The organism is Streptomyces sp. NPDC028928 (assembly GCF_055564915.1).
In genome coordinates, this window is sequence record NZ_JBVHVI010000007.1 from 262,841 (window position 1) to 284,355 (window position 21,515).

A 21,515-nucleotide genomic window follows, 5' to 3' on the forward strand; every position below is an offset into this window, starting at 1 on the left:
CCCTGTGAAAGAGCGAGAGCTAAAGGAGAACCATGGGGGGGGCCCGTCCCCCCCCCCCCCCCACGGCCCCCCCCCCCCCCCCCCCGCCCCCCCCCCCCCCCCCCCCGGTGCTGGCCCGGATGCTCCCCGAGACCGGCTGATCAGGCGTCAGATACCGGCGCGCTCCCGCCACAGGGCCGCGAGCGCGGGGTCGCCGGACACCCGCGGCAGCGCCGTCCGGTTCCACAGCGCCAGGTACAACAGCTCGGCCGGACCGGACAGTTCGGCCTCGGCCGGCCCCTCCTCCGCCCGCACGGTCACCGGCGGCTCCGCCGTGAGCCGTACGGTCCACACCGCGTCCGGCCCCGCGTCGACCGCGCGCACCCGCAGCACCCGCGGCTCCTCGCTGCGCAGCCGGCTCCGGGAGCGGGCGTGGAAGCCGCGCAGCAGCTCGTCGATGCCGTCCACCGCGAAGTCCCGCGCGATCGGGGACGGTGTACCGCCGCGCGCCGCCTCGGCGTCGTAGCGGTGCACGGTCGTCTCGTGCGCCTGCCGCCGCGTCCAGAACGCCAGCGGCGACGGATTGGGCGCGGGATGGAAGGTCCAGCACTCCACGTCGGCGGGTGCGGCGGCCAGCGTGTCCACCAGCAGCCGGTGGCTGTCCCGGTACCAGGTCACCAGCTCGGCGCCGTCCAGCTCCGGCGGGTCGCCGAAGGGCCGGGGCGCCGTGTGCCCGTCGGCGACGAACGCGGCGGCCCACCGGTGCACCGCACCGGTGTGCCGCACCAGGTCCCGCACCTGCCACTCCGGGCACGTCGGCACCTTGGCGTCCGTCCCCGCCGCACCGGCCGCGGCCGCCAGCAACTGACCTTCGCGGTCCAGGATCTCAAGGAACTCGGCAGTCTCCATGGGCTGAGTCTGCCGGATGGAGTGCGCTCCAACGGGCGCGGTTCTCCGGACCCGACCCGATCGGGCACAGGATGTCGGGTCGGGCAGGGGGCCCGCTCCCTAGCGTGGTGATCACGAAAGAGGAAGGAGACCGGGAGTGCTGGAGCGTCTCAACCAGACCCTGGAGCACATCGAGCGCCGCCTCGACCAGGAGATCGACGCAGCCGAACTGGCGCGCATCGCGGCCACCTCGGAGTACCACCTGCGCCGTATGTTCTCCGCGCTCGCGGGGATGCCGCTGTCGGAGTACATACGGCGCCGTCGGCTCACGGTCGCGGGTGCCGAGGTGCTCGCGGGGCGTGAGTCGCTGCTGGAGATCGCGATGCGCTACGGCTACGGCTCGGGTGAGGCGTTCGCCCGGGCGTTCCGCGCCGTGCACGGGGTCGGGCCGGGCGAGGCCCGGCGCACCGGTGCCGCGCTCGTCTCCCAGGCCCGGTTGGCCTTCCGCCTCACCGTCGAAGGGAGCAGCAGCATGCGCTATCGCGTAGTGGACAGGCCGGACTTCAACGTCGTCGGCCTCAGGGCCAGGGTGCCACTGGTGCACACGGGGCCGAACCAGGCGATCATCGACTTCGTCAGCGGGATCGACCCGGAGATCCTGCGGGGCCTGGAGAAGCTGGCGGACCAGGAGCCGCAGGGCATCGTCGCGGTCTGCGACGACCTGGACCCGAGCCGCGCCGAGGGCACCGAACTCGACTACTACCAGGCGGTGATCACCTCGGCGCCCGCACCCGACGGCACCGCGTTCCTCCCGGTTCCGGCCGGTACCTGGGCGGTCTTCACGACGTCCGGGCCGGCCCCGCAGGCCATCCAGGAGCTGTGGCGGGACGTGTTCACGGAGTGGTTCCCGTCCAACCCGTACCGCAGCCGGCCCGGCCCCGAGATCCTGCGCACCCGCCTGTCGCAGGACAGGACCGAGGCCGACGCCGAGCTGTGGCTTCCGGTGGAGCGGGAACAGGGCTGACGCCCGGACGCGGGAGTGCTCCAGCCGGCCGGAGCGGCCGGCCGGAGCACTCACACCGGGGCAGTGTGCCGCACTCAGCCGCGGGGCTGCGCCAGGCCCGGCGCCGGCACCGGTGCCGGAACCGACGTCCCGCGGCGGCCCGAGCGGGCGAGGAGCACCCCGCCGATCAGGAGGACCAGTCCGACGCCGGCGGAGATCAGGCCGGTCAGCCACAGGGACTGTTCCAGCGGCGCGTTCTTGGTCTTCGGGGTGCCGTCCGGAGTACCCAGGTACGTCTTGCCCCGGTAGGCCACCGGTCCCGTCGTGTCCTTGGGCGGCGAGGCGGCGGCCGTCACCGCGGCGTCCGCGTTGATCAGGCCGTAGCCGAGCAGGGCACTGCCGCCGCCGGCGGGGCGGTGGGTGGTGGCGATCAGGACGTCGTTCGCCTGGGCCGGGGTCAGCTTCGGGTTCTTCGCGTACATGAGGGCCACGACCCCCGCGGCCAGCGCACACGCCGGCGAGGTGCCGTTGACCGGCTCGTAGCCGCCGGTGTTCTTCGCGCTGACGATGCCGACGCCGGGCGCGGCGACGTCGTTGTAGGTGTGCACCGAGGAGAACTCGGCGCGTCCGCCGCCCTGTTGGGTGGCGGCCACCGCGATGACGCCCGGGTAGCCGGCGGGGTACTGGCTGTCGTTCAGCTCGTCGCCCGAGTTGCCGGCCGAGGCGAGCAGCGTCACGCCCTGGCGCAGGGCGTAGGCCACGGCCCCGGTCTCCTCCTCGTCGTAACTGGCGAACCCGTCACCGCTGCCGAACGACATGGAGATCACGTCGGCGCCGTGGTCGACGGCGTAGCGGATGCCGTCGGCGACCGGGCTGTTGCCCGCCTTGCTGCGCTCCTCCAGCTCCTTCTCGGTGACTTCCTTGTCGTCCTTGTCGGACGTGACGCGTATGGAGAGGATCTTGGCCTTCGGGGCCACCTTGAGGACGTCCGAGGCCATGGCGGTCCCGTGTCCTCCCCAGTCCGGGTCACCGGGCTTCAGCCCGTCCTGGCGGTAGTCGGGTCCGGTGGTCACCCTGCCCTTCAGGGCCGGATGGCTCACCACCACACCGCTGTCGAGTACGGCGACCGTCACTCCCTCGCCCTGGCTCTGCCGCTGCGCCGCGGACAGGCTGAGGGCGTTGCCCTCCCAGCCGACGGGCGTGGCCGCCTGGGCGGGCGCGGTGGCCAGGGTGCACAGCAGACCGGTGAGGGCGGCGGCGGTGCAGGTCGCGCGTAGGGTCCGGTACTTCACCGCGGGTCTCACCTCTCCAGGTTCAGGATGTGCGTGTGGAACGTGTCGCCGAGGGCCTTGGCCGCGTCCATCCAGGGCTGCCGGTCCTCCTCGGTTCCGCCGTAGTCGCCGAAGTCGCCGGGCAGGTGGGAGCTGAGGCGGCCGTCGACCGCGCCCGTGGTGACGGCGATCGCGTAGGGGAGGTCGCCGCCCAGGCCGGTGCCGCCCATACCGTTGCGCCGGTCCGCCTGCCACTTCGCCGCGAGTGTCCCCGGGACCTGGAGCGGGACCACCGCGGCGTCGGGCGCGTCCGCGGTCTCCTGCTCGTCGAGATACTCGCCCAGCTCCTGCGCCGGGGTGCCCTTGGGCAGCACGACGATCGCGACCGTGGCGACCATCTCCCCGGTGAGATCGACGTACGTGGCGCGCAGGACTGCCTGGCAGCCGAGCTTCTGCGCGGTCTCCTTGGTCTTGCCGCTCAGGCCCTTGTCGCACGAGGTGTCCTCGGAGATGCCCATCCGGCTCCACTGCGCGACCTTCTTGTCCGACGCCTGGAACGTGTAGTTGGGCGGTTCGCCGATGGTCGCGGGGAAGAGCGACTCGGTGCCCGCGTTGCGCCAGAGGACCGGGCCGTAGGCGTCGTTGGGCACCTGCAGCCGGCTGTTGCTGTACGCGTGCTGCGCCAGCGCTCCGCCGCCCAGCATGCCGAGCACGCCGAACACGGCGAGGATGGTCCCGAAGACCTTCCGGGCGGTGCGTCCTCCGCCCGAGGTGGCCGAGGGGGGTGCCGGCGCTCCGGGGACAGGGGGTGCAGGCGGTGGGTACGCACCGTACGGTGAGTGCCCCGGCTGGGGCGGGTACGGCTGCATATGGGGCTGCTGCGGTTGCGATTGCACTTGCTGGTGCCCGTGCTGCTGCTGCGGTTGCCAGCCACTGGGCGAGGGCGGCTGCCCGTAGGGATTGCCGCCTCCCGGCGGGGTGGGGTAAGACAAGGGTTCCCTCTCACAGGTCAAGCTGCGAGGGAGCACGATGGGTGGTCCGGCCTCACATGCACTGCCCGCATCTCAACTGACCCGCACCCCAGGGTGCAGCGAGGCACAACTTTCAGCCACTCGCGCACCTTTCGGCGCCCCCGCGAATCTCCCGCCATCCTAGGGGCTTCGCAGACGCAAGGCGTGTGCTGTTCGTGGAGCTCGGATAACGATCTCGGTCGAACGCCCGGGCCCGGCGGTGTTCTCAGCGCGCGAGGGCGCCCATCGGGTCCCAGGCGGGCAGGACGATCGGCGGCCGGTCGAGGGCGGCGGCCAGCTCGGGCGGCAGCGCGGAGCGCCGGACCGCGATCTCGAAGACGTGCTCGCCGAACCACGAGTCGTTCATGGTCCAGAAGCCCTTGTCCGCCTTGTCCTCACCCCAGCTGTTCTCCACCCGCCAGCGGCGCGGGCTGCCGTCCACCACGTCGACGCCGGTGAACAGCATCGCGTGGGTCATCTGGGTGTCGTGGTGCAGCAGCCGGTCGGCCTTGTCCAGGGTGAAGGGGGTGTCGTAGACGGCCGCGTAGTCGAAGAGCGCGGCGTCCCAGACGCCGGCGTCCGCGCGCATCATCTTGGCCACGTCACAGCCGAACCACACCGGCTCGCCACCGACGATCGCCTCCATGGCCAGCCGCTTCAGCAGCTCCATCGGCGCGTTGAGATAGACCACCGGCGGGGCGTCCACGACATTGCCCAGGTATGCGACGGTGAAGGTACGGCCCATGGGGCTGGACTCCCGCGGGTCGTGCACCAGGCAGACGTACTCCTCCAGCGGGAGCTGTACGTACGACGCGGCGAACTGGGCCGGGGTGAGCCAGCCGTCGCGGTGGAACTCCCGGTTCTTGTCCTCCCACTGCCACAGGAACCGCCGCGGAGGGGTGCCGAGGTGGATGCTGAGCACCCGGTGGACGGCGGCCAGCACCTCCCGCTTGTGGCCCCGCTGCGCCTCGGCTCCCTCGGCGGCCAGCCGGCGCAGGTCGCGGGCGCCCTGGCGGAGCAGGGTCTTCAGGGCCCGGTTCATCGCCCGGGTCGCGGAGGAGCTGTCGGTCTCCGGCATGGCCGACTTGGGGACCAGACCGTGCTTGGCGACCAGGGCCACGAACATGTTCCACTGTCCGCCGTCACCGATCGGATCCGCCAGCAGGTGCGCCACCGTGCGGTCGTCCACGTCCCGGTCCGAGGTCTCGACGATCGCTTCGAGGAAGTGGTTGGCCCGCTCGAACTTGTCCCACCAGAGCAGGTAGTTCTGCGAGAACTCGAAGTCCTTCACACCCAGCTTCCGCGCGGCCCCGACCCGGAGCAGGTTGAGCCCGGCGAACATCCAGCAACGCCCGCTCTGCCGCTGGTTGGTGACCTTCCAGTCGTCCAGGTGGTGGGAGACCGAGTGGTCGATGCCGGTGAGCACCCGCCGGTCCAGCGCCACGTCGTCCACGGGCGTCTGCGTGACCGCGTTCTGCATCAGCCGGTTGGCCGGCCGGGCGGCGAACTCCTTCTCGAACCACTCGATCCGGTCCGGCGTCAGGCTTCGCCCCACGGCCTGGCGGGAGTCCTCGTCTCCGAAGGTCACAGCGGTCCGCCTCCCGTTCCCAGGGCTTTTCGAAAGCAGCGCGCCCTCACGGTCGCACGGCCGTTCGCCGCAGTCAACGGAGCGTGGGGGCAGACCGGTTGGCGGGTCAGCGGCCCAGCGCCCGTCGCGTCGACACCCCGATGACGGCGGCTACGGCGGCCAGCGCGGCCACGCTGGTGAGGGCGGTGGGCAGGGAGAACCAGTCGGCCATGAACCCGATCGCCGGTGGCCCGAGCAGCATGCCGCCGTACCCCAGGGTGGAGGCGACGGCGACGCCGGACGGGCCGGCCACCGCGCCCGCCCGCTCCACGGCGACCGGGAAGAGGTTGGCGAGGCCGAGCCCGGTGACCGCGAAGCCGGCCAGCGCCGCCGCCACGGAGGGCGCCAGCGAGCCGAGCAGCATACCGGCCGCGGCGACGGTGCCGCCGGCGATCACGGTACGGGCCCGGCCGAGGCGGGCCAGCAGCGCCGAGCCGGTCAGCCGGCCGACGGTCATGGCGAGCGCGAAACACGCGTACCCGGCGGCCGCGGTGCCGGGGGAGGCCGCGAGGTCCTGCTGGAGATGGAGCGCGCCCCAGTCGGCCATCGCGCCCTCGCCGTAAGCCGTGCACAGCGCGACGAGCCCGAGCACGACGACCAGCCCGCGCCCACCCGGCTTTCCTGCCGCCCCGCCGCCCGGCTCCGCCGCCGACGCGGGAGCCCGCTCCGGTGGCACCGGCGGTTCGTGGCGCAGCAGAGTCCGCCCGGCGACGGCCGTGACGAGCAGCCCGATCACGCAGAGCCCCAGCAGATGACGGGCCGGGGAGAGGACCCCGGCCACCAGCCCGCCGAGTCCCGCGCCGACCATGCCGCCCAGACTGAACGCCGCGTGGAAACTGGGCATGACCGGCTTGCGCAGCGCGGCGACCAGGTCGACGGCGGCGCTGTTGAAGGCCACGTTGACCCCGCCGTAGCCCGCGCCGAACAACAGCAGCACGGCCCCCAGCACCGGCGCCGAGCGGGCCAGCGGAGGCAGCGCGACACTGAGCGCGAGCACCACCATGCAGACCACGGTCACCGGATGACTGCCGTAACGCCGGCACAGCCGGCCGGTCAACGTCATGGTGAGCACGGCCCCCGCGGACACCCCGAGCAACGCGAGCCCGAGGGCCCCGGCGGAGGCATGCGTCTGATGCTTGATGTCGGGGATCCGCACGACCCACCCCGCGAACAGGAAACCGTCCAACGCGAAGAAGGCGGTGATCGCCACCCGCAGGGTGACGAGGCTCCGACCCGGCACGACACTGTGCGAACGGGTTTTGTTTATTTGCGGCACAAACTCAGGGTAGGGGTGGGCGGGGAGGGCTGCAAGGGGGTGTGCTTCGGCGCGGCACGGCTGATTCCGGCCGATGCGGCGCATGCAAGCGCATCCACACAGGTCACGCCCTACGCTGCTGGATCGGGGCTTGATCAGGGGGAACGGGGGTGCCGGATGGGGGGAGCGACGGGTGCCGTCGCCGACTTCTGTGCCGCGATCCGTCGTCTCGTGCGCGGGTCGGGCGTCCAGCAGAAGGAACTGGCGCGTGTGCTGCACCGCAGCGAAGCCGCGGTCTCCGAACTCCTCAACGGCCGTCGTACCCGGCCGCCCTCGCTGGACGAGGTCCTGGCGATCGTGGAGCACTGCCGTACCCGCGCGGGCGCCCACGCACCCCCGAGCCTGAACACGGACCCGGGCTGGTGGCGGAGCCGCTTCGCGGAACTGGAGAGCACCCTGGAGGCGCGGCGCGAACCGGTCGGGGCGCAGGCACCGCAGCGGCGGAGCCGGGAGTCCGGTCGGCCCCGGCGGAATCCGCCGTCCGCGGTCACCTTCGACTTCGCGGACGCGGTCGACATCCTCGTGGGCGGACGGGACGGGTTCGAGAACCTGGCCGAGGACCTGCTTGAGCCGCTGGGACTGGTGGGGGGAGGCGGCGCCGACCCGCGTGCTCTCTTCGACGGGTTCGGAGTCCGGGTGCGCGCCACGAGCGGCACCACCCGAACCGCCCTTCTCTGCGCGGCGGACGTCGTTCTGCTCGTGACCGCCTTTTGTGACGCCGTGGCCAGGACGGGCCTGGTGCGTAGTACGGAGGGCGCGGGAGCGAGGGGAGACGCCAGAGGCAGAGTGCTCGAAGAACTGGACCGGGTCGTCCTCGGTTCCGCAAGGGTCCGGGACACAGCGGAGCGGCGCGAGGAAATCGCCGCCGCCTACGCCTCCGCGGCCGGAATCGTCCTCAGCCTGGCCGACCCGCAGGGACGGCGCGCGGAGCAACTGGCGCTGCTTGCGCTGAGACGGTACGAGGCCCTGCTGGCCCCGGTCGTCTGGGACTGCTCCGAACTGCGGCTGACCTCCGAGGTGTTCGACCCGGACGAGGAACTGGGGCGGCCCCGCAGCACGCCGGACAGCGTCGGTCTTGTCGAACTCGGCCTCCTGCTCAGGGAGTTCGCCGACACCGCAAGCGCGAGCGGCAGGCAGCGGGCGCGCCTGCGCGCTCCGATCGCCCCGGTGGAGGGACCGGGCCCGGTCGTTCCGTCCCTGGAGACGGGATACGTCGAGCCCTCCTTCCGGGTGGCGAGGCACGCGGTCGGGTGGCAGCCGGCGACGGACGACTGGTGGGCGCATCAGCCCGTCAGGGACGACCTCGCAGGATTTCTCGCCGCTCACCTGCTCACGCATCAGGCCACGCAGTCCCCGCTCGTCGTGCTGGGCCACCCCGGATCCGGAAAATCCCTCCTCACCCAGCTGATCGCCGCCCGGCTGCCGGAGAACGAGTTCTTCTGTCTACGGGTCGAACTGCGGCACGTCAGCGCCGAAGCCGGCTTGCAGGAGCAGATCGAGGAGTCCCTGTTCGCCGCCACCGGCGCGCGGGTCGCGTGGCCGGACGCGGTCGAGGACACGTCCGACGTGGTGCGGGTGGTGCTGCTGGACGGGTTCGATGAACTCCTCCAGGCCGGTGCGGGCCGGCTGGACGCCGGCCGGCAGTGGCAGTACCTGAGAGGAGTCCAGCAGTTCCAGCAGCGGGAGTACGACCTGGGGCGCCCGACCGTGGTGATCGTGACGAGCCGTACGGTCGTCGCCGACCAGGTCCTCATGCCGACGGACGCCGTCGTCGCCCGACTGGAGCCCTTCGACGACCCGCGGATCGGCTGCTGGCTGGAGGTCTGGGAGGCCGTCAACCACCGTCACTTCGCCGCACCCGGGACCGAGCCGCTGACGTGGGACGTGATCCGCCCCCACCGGGAACTCGCACGGCAGCCGCTGCTGTTGCTGATGCTGGCGCTCTACGACGCCGTGGGCAATCCGCTCCAGCGGCTCGGCGGCCGGGACATCGGACGTGTGGACCTCTACGAACGGCTCATCACGGAGTTCGTACGGCGCGAAGTCGTCAAACAGCAGGGACCTCTCCCGCCGGCCGTCGAAGCCGACGCGGTGGAGCGCGAGGCCGAACGGCTGGGCCTCATAGCCATGGGCATGTTCAATCGGGGTCGGCAGAGCGTCACCGGCGAGGAGGCCGAGGCCGACCTCCAGGCCTTTCTCGGCGAGGGAGGGTCCGCCCTGGTCTTCGGCAGGTTCTTCTTCGTGCACGAGGCCCAGGCGGTGGTCGAGGGCGAACACCTCAGGTCGTACGAGTTCCTGCACGCCTCGTTCGGTGAGTATCTGGTGGCCAGGCTCATCGGCAGGGAACTCCGGCACGCCGCCGCCGAGGGGGCCGGGGGCTCCGGTGAGGACGGACGCCTCTACGCCCTGCTGTCGTTCGTCCCGCTGACCGACCGCGTGGAGATCATGCACAACCTCGCCGACATGCTGCGGCTGGACGCGTCGCCGAAACCCGCTGAACTGTCGACGCTCGCCCGGACCCTTTTCCGCGGCACGCTCCTGGCCCACGACACGCGTGAGGTGCCCGCGTACCGGCCCGCCGAGCGGCCCCGGGCGGCACGGGATGCCGTCTTCGGAGCGAACGCCCTGCTGCTGGCGCTTCTCGCTGAGGAGAACCTGCGCGCCTCCGAGTTCTTCGCCCCAGCCACACCGGCCGAGAGCTGGTGGCGTTGCGTTCAGCTGTGGCGCTCCCAGTTCGGGCAGGCGTCCTGGGAGGCGTTCACACGAGCCCTCTCCGTGGCATGGGAGAGCCGGGAAACCCAGTGGGACCTGTGCATCAGCCTGAGCGGGGCGGGGACAGCCGGTGCGGACCTGTCCTGGGCCCTGCAGCGAACACCTGGCGGACCGACGGCGTACCACGACCCCGGAGGCGCCGACCCGGCCGAGTTGCTGCACCGCCTGGCCCTGCTGTGCGACGGCGACATACAGCAGGTCGTGCACGCCGTACAGCCGCTCCTCCAGGTACTGCCGGGCGCCCTGCGCACCTACCGCGTCGGCGAGGACGGGTCGGTGCGTTCGGCCGCGCACGTGCTGGTGTCCCTGCTGAGCCGCGACACGGCGCAGCCGGCGGAGACCGAGCGGCGCTATCTGGACGCGCTCGCCGTTCTCCAGGCCCTTCCGGCGGCGGAGCGCGGGCGCGCGGCGGACATGCTTGTCCGGCATCTCGCCCATGACGCCGACGCCCTGCCCCACGAGGTGGTTTCCCGGGTTCTCCAGGAGGTGATGCGTCCGGGCGCGGCCGGGGACGGGCCGCCCGTGCAGATATGGCCGGTGCTGCGGTCCCATGTCGAAGCCCAGATGGAGCGGACGGATCTGTCGCCCGAGCGTGCCGAGTCGCTGGCCGGACTGCTGCTCGACCAGTTGCGGCGTTACGCGGCGCTGTTCACGGAGGACACCGAGCCGGTGGAACGCCTGCGGCAGCTGCTGCGGGAGGCGGCCTCCAGTCACGTCTGGGACCTGGTCATGCGCCGGAGTGGCCGGGACCGCCACCGCGTTCTCGACGAGGGACTCACGCATCTCGGTGCCGTGCCGGTCGATCGCCGGCCGCCCGATGCCGTCATCGGACTGCTCCGCCTGGCCCGGGAACTCGGCAGGGAGGACTGGCTCGGTGAGCACGCCGACCATCTGCTTCGGACGCTGCCGCGGGCCGCGCTGCGCCGGCTGCGTCCCACCGACGCCGACGCGCTGGCGGAGTTCGTGACAGATCCCGAGACGCTCGCGGGGCTGCGTGACGTGCAGCGGATGTGGCGGCACTGAACGGGCGCCGACCGGGGCGGGAGTGAACGCGGGCCGGCCGGGGCGGGGCTGTTCGATGGGGGGATCTGTGTGCGGATTCCTGAACGCGTCGTGGATACAGGTCGGTTAATGCTCGCTCACGAGCTGGTTGCGGGCGGGTGAGCGCGCCATGATGGGCCCATGACGTTGGCCTCGCGCGCGCTCGCGCAACTGGCGACCTGGCCGGACCTGAGACAGGCCGTCCCGAGCTGCGGTCTGGGACGGGCGGTGAGTTCGGCGCAGGGGGAGATCGTCCACTTCCACTCCGAGCGTGATGTCGACCTGCGGCTCACCAACCGGGCCATCCGGCGGTTCGCCAAGGACCTCAGGGACTCGGGGGCGATCAGGATCGTGCCGGGCTCGCAGTGGGTGACCCTGCGCCTGGACGCGGGGAGCGACGTCGACCTGCTGCTGACGCTGGTGAGCGTCGCGCTCCAGGCCCCGCAGACATGGCCCGACCCGGTCGACCGGCCGGTGACGGGCTGCAACGACCAGCGCGGCGCGGGGTTCGTGAAGGCGGACCTCGGCGGTTTCTGAGCCGGGCGGCGACCGGATCCCCGCCCTCTCACGCCCTCGGCACCCGGATCCCCGCCCTCTCACGCCCTTGGCACCCGGATCCCGCCTCCTCACACCGCCAGCACCCGCACCCCCGCCTCCTCGAACCGCCGTACCGTCTCCTCGGTCACCGCCGTGTCCGTCACCAGCGTGTCCACCAGCTCCGCCCCGCAGATCCGGGCGAACGCGCGCCGGCCCAGTTTGCTGGAGTCGGCGGCCACCACCACCCGCTCGGCGCGCTCGCACAGCAGCCGGTTGATCGCGGCCTCCGCCTCGTCGTGCGCCGACGCTCCGTGCGTGACGTCGAAGCCGACGACGCCGAGCACGGCGACGTCGAGCGTGATCTGGCTCAGCACACCGTCCGCGAGCGGTCCGATGAGTTCGTACGACTGCGCCCGCGCCACCCCGCCCGTCACCACGATCTTGAACTGGGGGCGCACGGCGAGCTCGTTGGCGATGTTGAGGGCGTTGGTGACGACGGTCAGGGCCGGCGAGCCGGTGGCGAGGTCGCCGCGGACCGCGAGGGCGCGGGCCACCTCCGTGGTGGTCGTACCGCCGGTCAGCCCCACCGCCTCGCCCGGCGCGACGAGTTCGGCCACCGCCTTGGCGATGCGCTGCTTCTCCGAGGCGCGCCGGGCCGTCTTGTAGCGCAGCGGGAGTTCGTACGACACCCCGTGCACCACCGCACCGCCCCGGGTGCGGACCAGCATCTGCTGTTCGGCGAGCTGGTCGAAGTCGCGGCGGATCGTGGCCGCCGACACCGCCAGCTCGGCCGCCGCCTCCTCGACCTCCAGCCGGCCGCGCTCCACGAGCAGTTCCAGCAGCGCCTTCCAGCGGGCGTCCCGGGACATCCGCGGCCTCCCTTCGCTTCGATCTCCCGGCGACCCTAGCGCACCCAGCCGTACGCTCGAATGCTTGATTGTGCTCGAAAGCTCGCTATATCTTGCAGGAACAATCAGCTAGGGGAGGGTGTGGGCATGACCCATGTCGAGAACGAGCTGAACAGCCAGCCCGAGTGCTGGATACGGGCGGCCGGGCAGGCGGAGCGGTACCGCGGCGCGCTGCCGGAACCGGGGGAGCGGGTCGCCGTCGTGGGGTGCGGGACCTCGTACTTCATGGCCCAGGCGGTGGCCGCGCTGCGCGAGGGCGCCGGGCAGGGCGAGACCGACGCGTTCGCCGCCTCCGAGTTCCCGCACGGGCGGTCGTACGACCGGGTCCTCGCCCTCACCCGGTCCGGCACCACCACCGAAGTGCTGGAACTGCTGGGCGAGCTGTCCGGGCGGACGCGCACCACCGTCGTCACCGCCGACCCGGACACCCCGGTCGTGTCCGCCGCCGACGACCTCGTCGTCCTCGACTTCGCCGACGAACGCTCCGTCGTCCAGACCCGGTTCGCGACCACCGCGCTCACCCTCCTGCGCACCCACCTCGGCCTGCACACCGACGCCGTCGTGGCCGACGCGCGCACCGCCCTCGCCACTCCCTTGCCCGAAGGAATCGTGGAGTGCGCGCAGTTCACCTTCCTCGGGCGCGGCTGGACCGTCGGTCTCGCCAACGAGGCCGGGCTGAAGATGCGCGAGGCCTCCCTCTCCTGGACCGAGGCCTACCCGGCGATGGAGTACCGGCACGGCCCGATCAGCGTCACCACCGAGGGCACCGCCACCTGGATGCTCGGCACGGCACCCGGCGGACTCGCCGAACAGGTCCGCGCCACCGGCGGCCGGTGGATCGAGGGGGCGCTCGACCCGCTCGCCGAACTCGTCCGGATACAGCGGCTCGCGGTCGCCGTCGCCGCCGCCCGCGGGCTCGACCCCGACCGGCCCCGGCACCTCACCCGCTCGGTGATCCTCGCCCCCTGACCCCGCCGGCCCCTCCCGGAAGGACACCTCACGTGCCCCTCGCGTCCACCGGCGAGCTGGTCACCCGGGCCGCCGCAGCCCGCTCGGCCGTCGCCGCGTTCAACGTCATCACCCTGGAACACATCGAGGCCGTCATCGCCGGCGCCGAGACCGCCGGTTCCCCCGTCGTCCTCCAGATCAGCGAGAACGCCGTCAAGTTCCGCTACGGACGGCTGCTCCCGCTGGCCCGCGCCGCCGTCACCGCCGCCGAACGGGCCGCCGTACCCGTCGCGTTGCACCTGGACCATGTGCAGAGCGACGACCTGCTGCGCCAGGCGCCCGGCGCCGGGTTCAGCTCCGTGATGTACGACGCGGCCCGTCTGCCGTACGCCGACAACCTCGCCTCGACCCGGGCCGCGGCCGACTGGGCGCACACCCAAGGGCTCTGGATCGAGGCGGAGTTGGGGGAGATCGGCGGCAAGGCCGGGCAGGGCGGGTGGGGCAGGTCCGTCCGGCCCCCGCTGGACGCGCACGCGCCCGGCGCCCGCACCGACCCGGCCCGGGCACGGGACTTCGTGGCCGGCACCGGCGTCGACGCCCTGGCCGTCGCCATCGGCAGCGTGCACGCCATGACCACCCGCACCGCCGTCCTCGACCTCGGCCTGCTGAAGCGGCTGTCCGCCGCGCTGACCGTGCCGCTCGTCCTGCACGGCTCCTCGGGCGTGCCGGACGAGGGCCTGGTCGCGGCCGTCGGCGGCGGCATCGCCAAGGTCAACGTCGGGACCGCGCTCAACAGTGCCATGACCGGGGCGATCCGCACGTTCCTCGCCGCCCGCCCGGAAGCCGTCGACTCCCGCACCTACCTGAGCGTGGGCCGGGAGGCGATGGCCCAGGAGGTACGGCGGATCATCGGGGTTCTGTCCCGCACACCCGCCTGATCGCCCCACCGGCGCCGCCCGTGCCGTTCAGCCCCTCTTGACCGCCTTCAGCACCACGAACTTCGGGTCCGACGCCACCAGTTCGCTGTTCCCGAACAACCGCCTCAGCTTCACGTGGTAGCCCAGGTGCCGGTTCCCGATCACCCACAGCTCACCCCCCGGCCGGAGCGAGCGCTTCGCCCCCGTGAACATCCGCCACGCCGTCGCGTCCGTGGTCGCCTGGTGGGAGTGGAACGGCGGGTTGTTCAGCACCAGGTCCACACTGCCGGGCGCCACCCCGGCCAGCCCGTCCCCGACCCGGAACTCGGCGTGCCCCGGCACGCCGTTGGCCTTGTACGTCGCCTCCGCCGAGGCCACCGCCTGGAACGACTCGTCCACGAACAGCACCTCGGCCGCCGGATCGGCCAGCGCCACCGCCGTACCGACCACGCCGTTGCCGCAGCCGAGGTCCACCACGCGCCCGGCGCCCGGCTCGGGCAGGTGCTGGAGGAAGAAGCGGGTGCCGATGTCCAGCCGGTCGGCGCAGAACACGCCCGCGTGGTTGACCACCGTGCGCCCCGACACCGCGCCCACGCCGTCCGGCAGGGCATAGCTGTACGGCCACGGGTTCGCCGGCCGCTCCAGCGCCGGATCCGGGGTGCAGAAGACCAGCCGGGCCTTCTGCCGCGCCAGCGAGGTCCGGGTCGGGCCGAGGATCCGCTCGAACATCCGGAGCGTCGAGGTGTGGATCTCCTTCACCATCCCGGTGCCGACCACGACCGTGTCCGCGTGCACCGCGGGCGCCAGCCGCAGCAGCTGGTCCTCCAGCAGCGCCAGGCTCTTCGGTACCCGCACCAGCAGCACGTCCACTCGCTCCGGCGGCGGGTCCTGCGTGGTGAGCAGCCGTACCGCACCCGGCTCCACGCCGGCCCGCGCCAGGTTCGCCCGGGTCGCCTCCTGGCCGAGGAAGGAGTCGGTGATCTGCGTCGGACGGTGCTCCGCCAGCGCCGTGACCAGAGCGCCCCAGCGGTCCCCGAGCACCACGACCGTGCCCGTGAGCGGCACCTTCTCCTCGGCGAGGTGGCGCAACAGGTACGCGTCGGAGGCGTCCCAGGCGCGCAGCCGGTCGCGGGGGTCCTCGGGGAAACGGGTCAGCTCGACCTCGCCCCACGGTGTCGTCATACGGTCGCTCATCGTGCGTCCAGGCTAGCGGAACCGCAGATCAGAGGCGGTGGGGCAGGATGGTGGCATGGAGGACGAGCTGTTCGGCCGGGAGCGCACGGAGGTCGCGCCGGGCGCCGTGCACGTCGTGGACTGGCTGGACGCCGAGCGGCAGCGCGCCCTGCTCGCCGCCTGCCGCGCGTGGGCCAGGCCCCCCGCCGGGCTGCGCACGGTCCGCACCCCGGGCGGCGGCACCATGACCGCCCGCCAGGTCTGCCTGGGCCGGCACTGGTACCCGTACGGCTACGCCCGCACCGTCGTCGACGGCGACGGCAGCCCGGTGAAGCCCTTCCCGGACTGGCTCGGCGAGCTGGGCCGCCGCGCGGTGGCCGACGCGCTCGGCCCCGACGCCGTTCCCAAGGCGCCGTACGACATCGCGCTGATCAACTTCTACGACGGCGACGCCCGCATGGGCATGCACCGCGACGCCGACGAGCGGGCGGACGCGCCGGTGGTCTCGCTCAGCCTCGGCGACGCCTGCGTGTTCCGCTTCGGCAACACCGAGACGCGCACGAAGCCGTACACCGACGTCGACCTGCGCAGCGGCGACCTGTTCGTCTTCGGCGGCCCATCCCGGCTCGCCTACCACGGCGTGCCGCGCGTCCGCCCGGGCACGGCCCCGGCCTGGCTGGGACTCACCGGGCGGCTGAACATCACCCTGCGGGTCAGCGGCCTGTAGCCGGCGGCGCAGGCCACCCCGGGTACGGATCATGGGAGACTCGCCCTCATGAGCGGCAAGGCGGATCCCCGGACAGCGGGGGAGAGGACCACCTCGAGGGCGCGGCTGGACCGGGGGCGCGGGGCGCTGGGGCCCGCGCTGGAGCTGGTGCACACCGGACGGGCGCCGACCCGGGCCGTGCTCACCGCCGAACTCGGCGTCACCCGGGCCACGGCCGGCGCGGTGGCCGCCGAGCTGGAGGCGCTGGGCCTGATCCGGGTGGACGCCCGGCCCGGCTCGGCGGCCGGCTCCCAGGGACGGCCGTCCCACCGGCTGGAGGTCGCCGAGGACGGTCCCGTCGTCCTCGCCGCGCAGATCCACGCCGACGGCTTCCGGGCCGCGCTGGTCGGCCTCGGCGGACGGATCGTGGCGACCGCGCCCGGCTGCGAGACCGTCGACGCCGACCCGGCGAAGGTGCTCGGCTCCGTGGTCGAGGCGGGCGCGGAGCTGCTGCGCGGCACCGGCCGGCGCTGCGTCGGCGCCGGACTCGCCGTGCCGTCCGCCGTCGCCGAACCCGCCGGCCTGGCCCTCAACCCGCTGCACCTGGCCTGGCCCGTCGGCGCCCCCGTCCGGGAGATCTTCGCGGAGCGCGTGCACGCGGCGGGCATCACCGGCCCGGCCTTCGCCGGCAACGACGTCAACCTCGCCGCGCTCGCCGAACACCGGCACGGCGCCGGCCGGGGCGCGCGCGACCTGCTGTGCGTGGCCACCGGGCACCGGGGCGTCGGCGGCGCGCTCGTCCTGGACGGCCGTCTGCACACCGGCAGTTCGGGTCTCGCACTGGAGGTCGGCCACCTCACCGTCAACCCGGAGGGCCGCCCCTGTCACTGCGGCAGCCGGGGCTGCCTGGACGTCGAGGCGGACCCGCTGGCCCTGCTGGTGGAGGCGGGCCGTGACCCCGGCCCCGAGGTGTCCCTGCTCCAGCAGGCCAACGACCTGCTGCGCACCCAGTACGACGACCCGGCCGTCCGCACCGCCGCCGAGGCCCTCATCGACCGCCTCGGCCTCGGTCTGGCCGGCCTGGTCAACATCCTCAATCCCGACCGCATCATCCTCGGCGGCCTGCACCGCAGCCTGCTGGACGCCGACCCGGGCCGGCTGCGCGCGGTGGTCGCCGACCGCAGCCTGTGGGGTCAGAGCGGCGGCGTCCCCATCCTGCCGTGCACCCTTGACCACAACAGCCTGGTCGGCGCGGCCGAACTGGCCTGGCAGCCGGTCCTCGACGATCCGCTGGGAGCGCTGGCCGGGGCCCACTAGCCGAGCCGGCCCCGGGCGACCGATCCGCCGGTAGGCCGGTCAGCCGGACCGCCGCAGATCCGCGAGGAGCGCGTCCAGGGCCTTGGCGAGGGCCTCGGAGTTGGCCGTGTCGAACCACGTGGTGCGGATGCGCTCGTTGAGGCCGCCGGGTGTCTCGTGGTCGCCGGCGAGCTGGTCCAGAGAGCGCGTGTCGTCGCCCAGCGCGCGCCCGGCACCCTGGAAGAGACCCCGGACGTACCGGTCCGCGTCCTCGGCGGGCACACCCTGCCGCGCGGCCCAGGCGGTGAGCGTGGCCAGGTAACCGTAGTGGGTGGTCAGCGTGCCCGTCAGGGCGGAGAAGACGCCGAAGCCGGCTTCGTCCGCGACGGGCAGCGCCCCGCCGAGACCGTCGAACAGGGCGTCCACGACCGGGTGGGCGGGGTACGTCACGGTGACGGACCGGCGTTGGCGCACGGCGGGCAACGGAATGGCACGCACCAGCGGGACGCCGGTGCCGAACGTCCGGCGCAGCTCGTCCACCCCGACGCCGGCCATGAGACTGACCACGACACGGTCGCCGCCGACCCGGAGCCCGGCGAGGGCCTCGGCGCGGTCCTGCGGGCGGACGGCGACGATCACCAGGTCGGAGCGGTCCACCACGTCCTGGTTGTCGGCACACACCCGCACGCCCGGGTACCGCCGGGCCAGTTCCGCGGCCGTACGGGACCCGCGCGGCGAGAGGAGGATCTCCGGTGGCTCCCCGGTGCCGTCGCACAGCCCCTCCACCAGGGCCCGGCCGATCTCGCCCACCCCGATGATCCCGACGCGGCCCACCGCGGCCCGGGCCGTGGGCGCACGGCGCGGGCGCGGCACGAGCCCGCCCCCGCAGTTGGGGCAGATCTCCCCCAGGTCCGTCGCGCACGCCTCGCAGAACGTGCACTCGTACGAGCAGATGCGGGCCGGGCCGTCCGGCGGCAGCGTGGTGGTCTCGCAGCGCTCGCAGCGGGCGCGCATCTCCAGGGCCATGCTCTCTCGTCCCTCCGGGCAGCGGTCGGTGGTCGTCCGGCTCCATCCTCCGGACCCCGGCCGACGGCGGTAACCGTCCGCGGGGACAGAGATCCACAGGATCGGGCCACGGCCCGCTCAGCTCTTCCAGCCGACCGCGAACGCCCGACCCGGATGCCCCCCGAGGATGCGGTCCACCAGTTCGGCGCCCACCGCCTCCGTCAGCCGCTCCCGCACCCGGCGCAGCAGGTACGGCATCCCGGGCCCGCCGTCGACCGAGCGGGCCCCCGGGGTCACCGTGTCCCCGCCGAGCAGCAGCCGGTCACCGAACCCCGCCTCCGCCAGGGCCCGCACCGCCTCCGGCATCCGCCAGTCGGTGGCGTGATGGGCGCGGGAAGGTCCGTCGAAGGCCAGCCAGCACCCGGACTCGGCGGCCCGCCGGTGCACCACGGGGTCGGGGGAGCGGTTGAGATGGCCCAGGATCACCCGCTCACCCGGCACGCCCAACTCACCGCACAACAGGTCCAGTACGTCCAGTGCGCCGGTGCCCAGCTCCAGGTGGACGGCGATGGGCGCGCCGGTGGCGTGGTGCGCCTCGGCCGCCGCCGTCATGGTCCAGCGGGCGTGCGCGTCGAGCCCGTGGAAGCCGCCGGCCACCTTGATCAGGCCGGCCCGCACCCCGGTCGTGGCGATGCCCTCGGTGAGCTCCGAGACGAACAGCCCGGCCAGCCGCCCGCCCCGCAGCCGGGCGAGCGACTCGGGCTCGTAGTGCGTCGCCTGGTGCAGCCCGGTCGCGCAGACGATCCGTACACCGGTCGTCCGGGACAGCGCCGCCAGGTCCGCGGCCCGCCGTCCCATGCCGTACGGCGTCCACTGCACGACGGCCGCGCCGCCCGCCGCGCGGAAGGCCGACAGCTCGGCCCGCGCGGCGGAGACGTCGTCCAGCGCCGGCAGGCGGGGCGTGCGCAGGAAGAGATGGTCGTGCGCGTCGCACACGCCCAGTTCCTCGGGCCGGATGTCGCCGAGGACCGTACGGACGTGGGTCACCACTGCCGTCCGCGCGGGAGCCGGTCCCGGCCGGGCGCGGACAGGTACAGCACCTCGAAGACGTCCCCGTCGGCCTTCGGTGTGCTGTGCTCCCAGAGGGAGAAGTGCACCAGCTCCCAGGCGCGGGTGTCCACGGCCGCCGCCGCGAGCACCGCACCGTCCTCGGCCGCCAGCCTCTCCGTCTCCGCCACCGCGTCCGCCATGAAGGAGGCCAACTGCACGCCCTCGGGCACCGGTCGGCGTCGGCGGACGGCGAACGCCGGCGCGGAGGCGGTCGCGGTGCCCTCCTCGAACGCCAGGCCGGTCCACTGCCGGACCGCCGGCCGCCCGAAGTCGTCCACGGGCCCCTGGAAGGCTCCGCCCCACAGGAAGCTGTTCATGCCCTCCATGGTGTTCCAGAGGTAGAACGGCCCGTACTGGTTGACCGGCGAGCCGTTCACCCCGCGCTCGCGCATCACGTACGTCTTGATGCCGAGGCCGTCCCAGTCGTCCAGCAGATGCCCGACCCGGGCGACGCGGGAGCGGATGACCCCCATGTCGTAGTCGGCGGGCAGGGTGAACTCGTACTGCATCGCGTGCATCTCGCGATTCCCTTCTCAGGCGGGGTAGTCGGCCACGTGCGCGTGCCACTCGACCGTCGTGCCGTCCTCGGCGGCCTCCACGACGGCGAGGTGGGTCATGAAGGTGCGGGGCCCGGCACCGTGCCAGTGCCATTCGTCCGGCTCGATCCACACCGTGTCGCCCGCGCGGATCTCCTGGACCTCCCCGCCCCGGCGCTGCACCAGCCCCTCGCCCTCCAGGACGTGCAGCACCTGCCCGTGCGGGTGCCGGTGCCAGGCCGTGTGCGCGCCCGGGGCGAAGTGCACGTGGAACATCCGCAGCCGGGAGGGAGCGGGGGGCGCGGCCGTCTCGTCCAGCCAGACCGTGCCGGTGAAGTTCTCCGCCGGGCCCTGCCGCGTGTCGGGCCGGCGTGTGGTGATGTGCACGTGACTCAGTTCTCCTGTCCGGGAGTCCGGGGTGCGAGCAGGGAGAGCAGACCCCGGACACCGGCGTCGAAGGCGGCGGGCGATCCGGACGCGCGGGCGAGGACATAGCCGCCCTGGACGGTCGCGAGGACGGCGGCGGCGATCTCCCGGCCGTCCAGCGCGGGAGCGAACTGCCCCTGCCGTTTGCCCTCTTCGACGATCGCGGCGATCCGCTCGCGGATGGCGGCGATGGTCTCGTCGACCGGCGCGCGCAGTTCGTCGCTCGCGATCACGTCCGGGTCCATGGTCAGCCGGCCGACCGGGCAGCCGCGCAGTACGTCACGCTCGCGCAGCAGATACGCCTCGATGCGCTCGTACGGCGTGCCCGGTCCGCCGAGAACGGCCTCGGCGGTGGCCCGCAGTTCCTCGGCGGTGCGCCGGATCGCGGCCAGGGCGAGATCGGGCTTGCCCTTGAAGTGGTGGTACATGCTGCCCTGGCCGGCCCCCGCGCGCTCCAGGATCGCCTTGGGGCTGGTGCCCACGTACCCGCGCTCCCACAGCAGCTCGCGGGTGGACTCGATCAGTCGTTCCGAGGTGCTCATGCGCTCACTGTACATACTAGTAGTTACAGCCCGCCAGTACCCCCCGGGAGCAGCCGGACGGTACGGCCGTACTCCCCGGGAGGTACCCGCACTGCCGCCGGCCGCACGACGACCGGGACCCCGTGCCGGAGCGAGCCTCGGAGCATCACCCGAAGACATGAACCGATGAGGGAGACCCGAGATGCAGACCCTGGCGCACTGGGACGGCGGCCCCGGCCCGTGGATCCTGTTCTTCCCGTTGATCTGGGCGGCCGTCGTGGTCGGCGCCCTCACCCTCCTGCGCCGCACCGCCTGGCGCGGGCGCGGCGGCCCCTGGCGGCCCATGGACGCGGGACGCCCGGCCGGCGACTCGCCGCTCGCCGTCCTCGGCCGCCGCTTCGCCTCCGGCGAGATCGACGAGGACGAGTACTGGCGCCGGCTGTCCGTCCTGGAGGAGCAGTTCGGCCGCACCGGCAGGAGCGGTACGGCATGACGACGACCGCGGCGGGGCCGCGGTCCGCGTGGA

General features: G+C 73.2%; 20 protein-coding genes. 8 read left to right on the forward strand and 12 right to left on the reverse strand.

Annotated elements, in window-relative coordinates; genetic code table 11:
• Positions 1–147: 147 nt before the first annotated feature.
• Entirely contained in the window at positions 148–888 is a 741-nt protein-coding gene (locus tag ACZ4U1_RS19070; protein WP_467904553.1) for a maleylpyruvate isomerase family mycothiol-dependent enzyme, read from the reverse strand.
• 136 nt (positions 889–1,024) lie between these two features.
• On the opposite strand from ACZ4U1_RS19070, the gene ACZ4U1_RS19075 reads away from it, so the two are divergent.
• On the forward strand, positions 1,025–1,891 hold the full coding sequence (locus tag ACZ4U1_RS19075; protein ID WP_467904554.1) for an AraC family transcriptional regulator: 867 nt from the start codon (positions 1,025–1,027) through the stop codon (positions 1,889–1,891).
• Positions 1,892–1,965: 74 nt separating this feature from the next.
• Here the strand turns inward: ACZ4U1_RS19075 and ACZ4U1_RS19080 are convergent, their stop codons facing one another.
• The 4 genes from ACZ4U1_RS19080 to ACZ4U1_RS19095 form a co-directional block, all read right to left on the reverse strand.
• Complete coding sequence (locus ACZ4U1_RS19080) at positions 1,966–3,162, reverse strand: S8 family peptidase (protein WP_467904555.1); 1,197 nt, start codon at positions 3,160–3,162, stop codon at positions 1,966–1,968.
• A gap of 8 nt (positions 3,163–3,170) precedes the next feature.
• Positions 3,171–3,863, reverse strand: a complete 693-nt coding sequence (locus ACZ4U1_RS19085; RefSeq protein ID WP_467904557.1) for a hypothetical protein — start codon at positions 3,861–3,863, stop codon at positions 3,171–3,173.
• Positions 3,864–4,377: 514 nt separating this feature from the next.
• The gene (locus ACZ4U1_RS19090; RefSeq protein WP_467904558.1) at positions 4,378–5,739 is read right to left on the reverse strand and encodes a C1 family peptidase; all 1,362 of its coding nucleotides are present in this window, start codon (positions 5,737–5,739) and stop codon (positions 4,378–4,380) included.
• 106 nt (positions 5,740–5,845) lie between these two features.
• A complete protein-coding gene (locus ACZ4U1_RS19095; RefSeq protein WP_467904560.1) occupies positions 5,846–7,018 on the reverse strand; it encodes an MFS transporter in 1,173 nt (390 codons plus the stop codon).
• Positions 7,019–7,210: 192 nt separating this feature from the next.
• Between ACZ4U1_RS19095 and ACZ4U1_RS19100 the strand changes: the two genes are divergently transcribed.
• The gene (locus ACZ4U1_RS19100) at positions 7,211–10,888 is read left to right on the forward strand and encodes an NACHT N-terminal helical domain 7-containing protein (protein ID WP_467904561.1); all 3,678 of its coding nucleotides are present in this window, start codon (positions 7,211–7,213) and stop codon (positions 10,886–10,888) included.
• 159 nt (positions 10,889–11,047) lie between these two features.
• Positions 11,048–11,443 (forward strand): luciferase domain-containing protein, encoded by a 396-nt coding sequence (locus ACZ4U1_RS19105; protein WP_467904562.1) that lies wholly within the window; start codon positions 11,048–11,050, stop codon positions 11,441–11,443.
• A gap of 89 nt (positions 11,444–11,532) precedes the next feature.
• Here ACZ4U1_RS19105 and ACZ4U1_RS19110 read toward each other — a convergent pair whose 3' ends face one another.
• Positions 11,533–12,312, reverse strand: coding sequence for a DeoR/GlpR family DNA-binding transcription regulator (locus tag ACZ4U1_RS19110; RefSeq protein ID WP_467904563.1), 780 nt, complete (start codon positions 12,310–12,312; stop codon positions 11,533–11,535).
• A 126-nt stretch (positions 12,313–12,438) separates the two neighbouring features.
• Between ACZ4U1_RS19110 and ACZ4U1_RS19115 the strand changes: the two genes are divergently transcribed.
• Entirely contained in the window at positions 12,439–13,320 is an 882-nt protein-coding gene (locus tag ACZ4U1_RS19115; RefSeq protein WP_467904565.1) for an SIS domain-containing protein, read from the forward strand.
• 32 nt (positions 13,321–13,352) lie between these two features.
• Entirely contained in the window at positions 13,353–14,237 is an 885-nt protein-coding gene (locus ACZ4U1_RS19120) for a class II fructose-bisphosphate aldolase (protein WP_467904566.1), read from the forward strand.
• A 27-nt stretch (positions 14,238–14,264) separates the two neighbouring features.
• Here ACZ4U1_RS19120 and ACZ4U1_RS19125 read toward each other — a convergent pair whose 3' ends face one another.
• Positions 14,265–15,398, reverse strand: coding sequence for a methyltransferase (locus ACZ4U1_RS19125; protein WP_467904743.1), 1,134 nt, complete (start codon positions 15,396–15,398; stop codon positions 14,265–14,267).
• Positions 15,399–15,465: 67 nt separating this feature from the next.
• Here ACZ4U1_RS19125 and ACZ4U1_RS19130 point away from each other — a divergent pair, with 67 nt between their 5' ends.
• Both ACZ4U1_RS19130 and ACZ4U1_RS19135 read left to right on the forward strand, forming a co-directional pair.
• Entirely contained in the window at positions 15,466–16,116 is a 651-nt protein-coding gene (locus ACZ4U1_RS19130; RefSeq protein WP_467904567.1) for an alpha-ketoglutarate-dependent dioxygenase AlkB family protein, read from the forward strand.
• A gap of 48 nt (positions 16,117–16,164) precedes the next feature.
• Positions 16,165–17,412, forward strand: coding sequence for an ROK family protein (locus ACZ4U1_RS19135; protein WP_467904569.1), 1,248 nt, complete (start codon positions 16,165–16,167; stop codon positions 17,410–17,412).
• Positions 17,413–17,451: 39 nt separating this feature from the next.
• Here ACZ4U1_RS19135 and ACZ4U1_RS19140 read toward each other — a convergent pair whose 3' ends face one another.
• From ACZ4U1_RS19140 to ACZ4U1_RS19160, 5 genes are all read right to left on the reverse strand, one after another.
• A complete protein-coding gene (locus tag ACZ4U1_RS19140; RefSeq protein WP_467904570.1) occupies positions 17,452–18,417 on the reverse strand; it encodes a DUF1272 domain-containing protein in 966 nt (321 codons plus the stop codon).
• 117 nt (positions 18,418–18,534) lie between these two features.
• Positions 18,535–19,443, reverse strand: a complete 909-nt coding sequence (locus ACZ4U1_RS19145; protein WP_467904572.1) for a phosphotriesterase family protein — start codon at positions 19,441–19,443, stop codon at positions 18,535–18,537.
• On the reverse strand, positions 19,440–20,024 hold the full coding sequence (locus ACZ4U1_RS19150; protein WP_467904574.1) for a DUF4865 family protein: 585 nt from the start codon (positions 20,022–20,024) through the stop codon (positions 19,440–19,442). Before ACZ4U1_RS19150 ends, ACZ4U1_RS19145 begins: the two co-directional genes overlap by 4 nt.
• A gap of 15 nt (positions 20,025–20,039) precedes the next feature.
• Positions 20,040–20,429, reverse strand: coding sequence for a (R)-mandelonitrile lyase (locus tag ACZ4U1_RS19155; RefSeq protein ID WP_467904575.1), 390 nt, complete (start codon positions 20,427–20,429; stop codon positions 20,040–20,042).
• Positions 20,430–20,434: 5 nt separating this feature from the next.
• Positions 20,435–21,010: a TetR/AcrR family transcriptional regulator gene (locus tag ACZ4U1_RS19160; protein WP_467904577.1), complete on the reverse strand. Its 576-nt coding sequence runs from the start codon at positions 21,008–21,010 to the stop codon at positions 20,435–20,437.
• Positions 21,011–21,191: 181 nt separating this feature from the next.
• Between ACZ4U1_RS19160 and ACZ4U1_RS19165 the strand changes: the two genes are divergently transcribed.
• On the forward strand, positions 21,192–21,482 hold the full coding sequence (locus ACZ4U1_RS19165; protein ID WP_467904578.1) for an SHOCT domain-containing protein: 291 nt from the start codon (positions 21,192–21,194) through the stop codon (positions 21,480–21,482).
• Positions 21,483–21,515 lie beyond the last annotated feature (33 nt).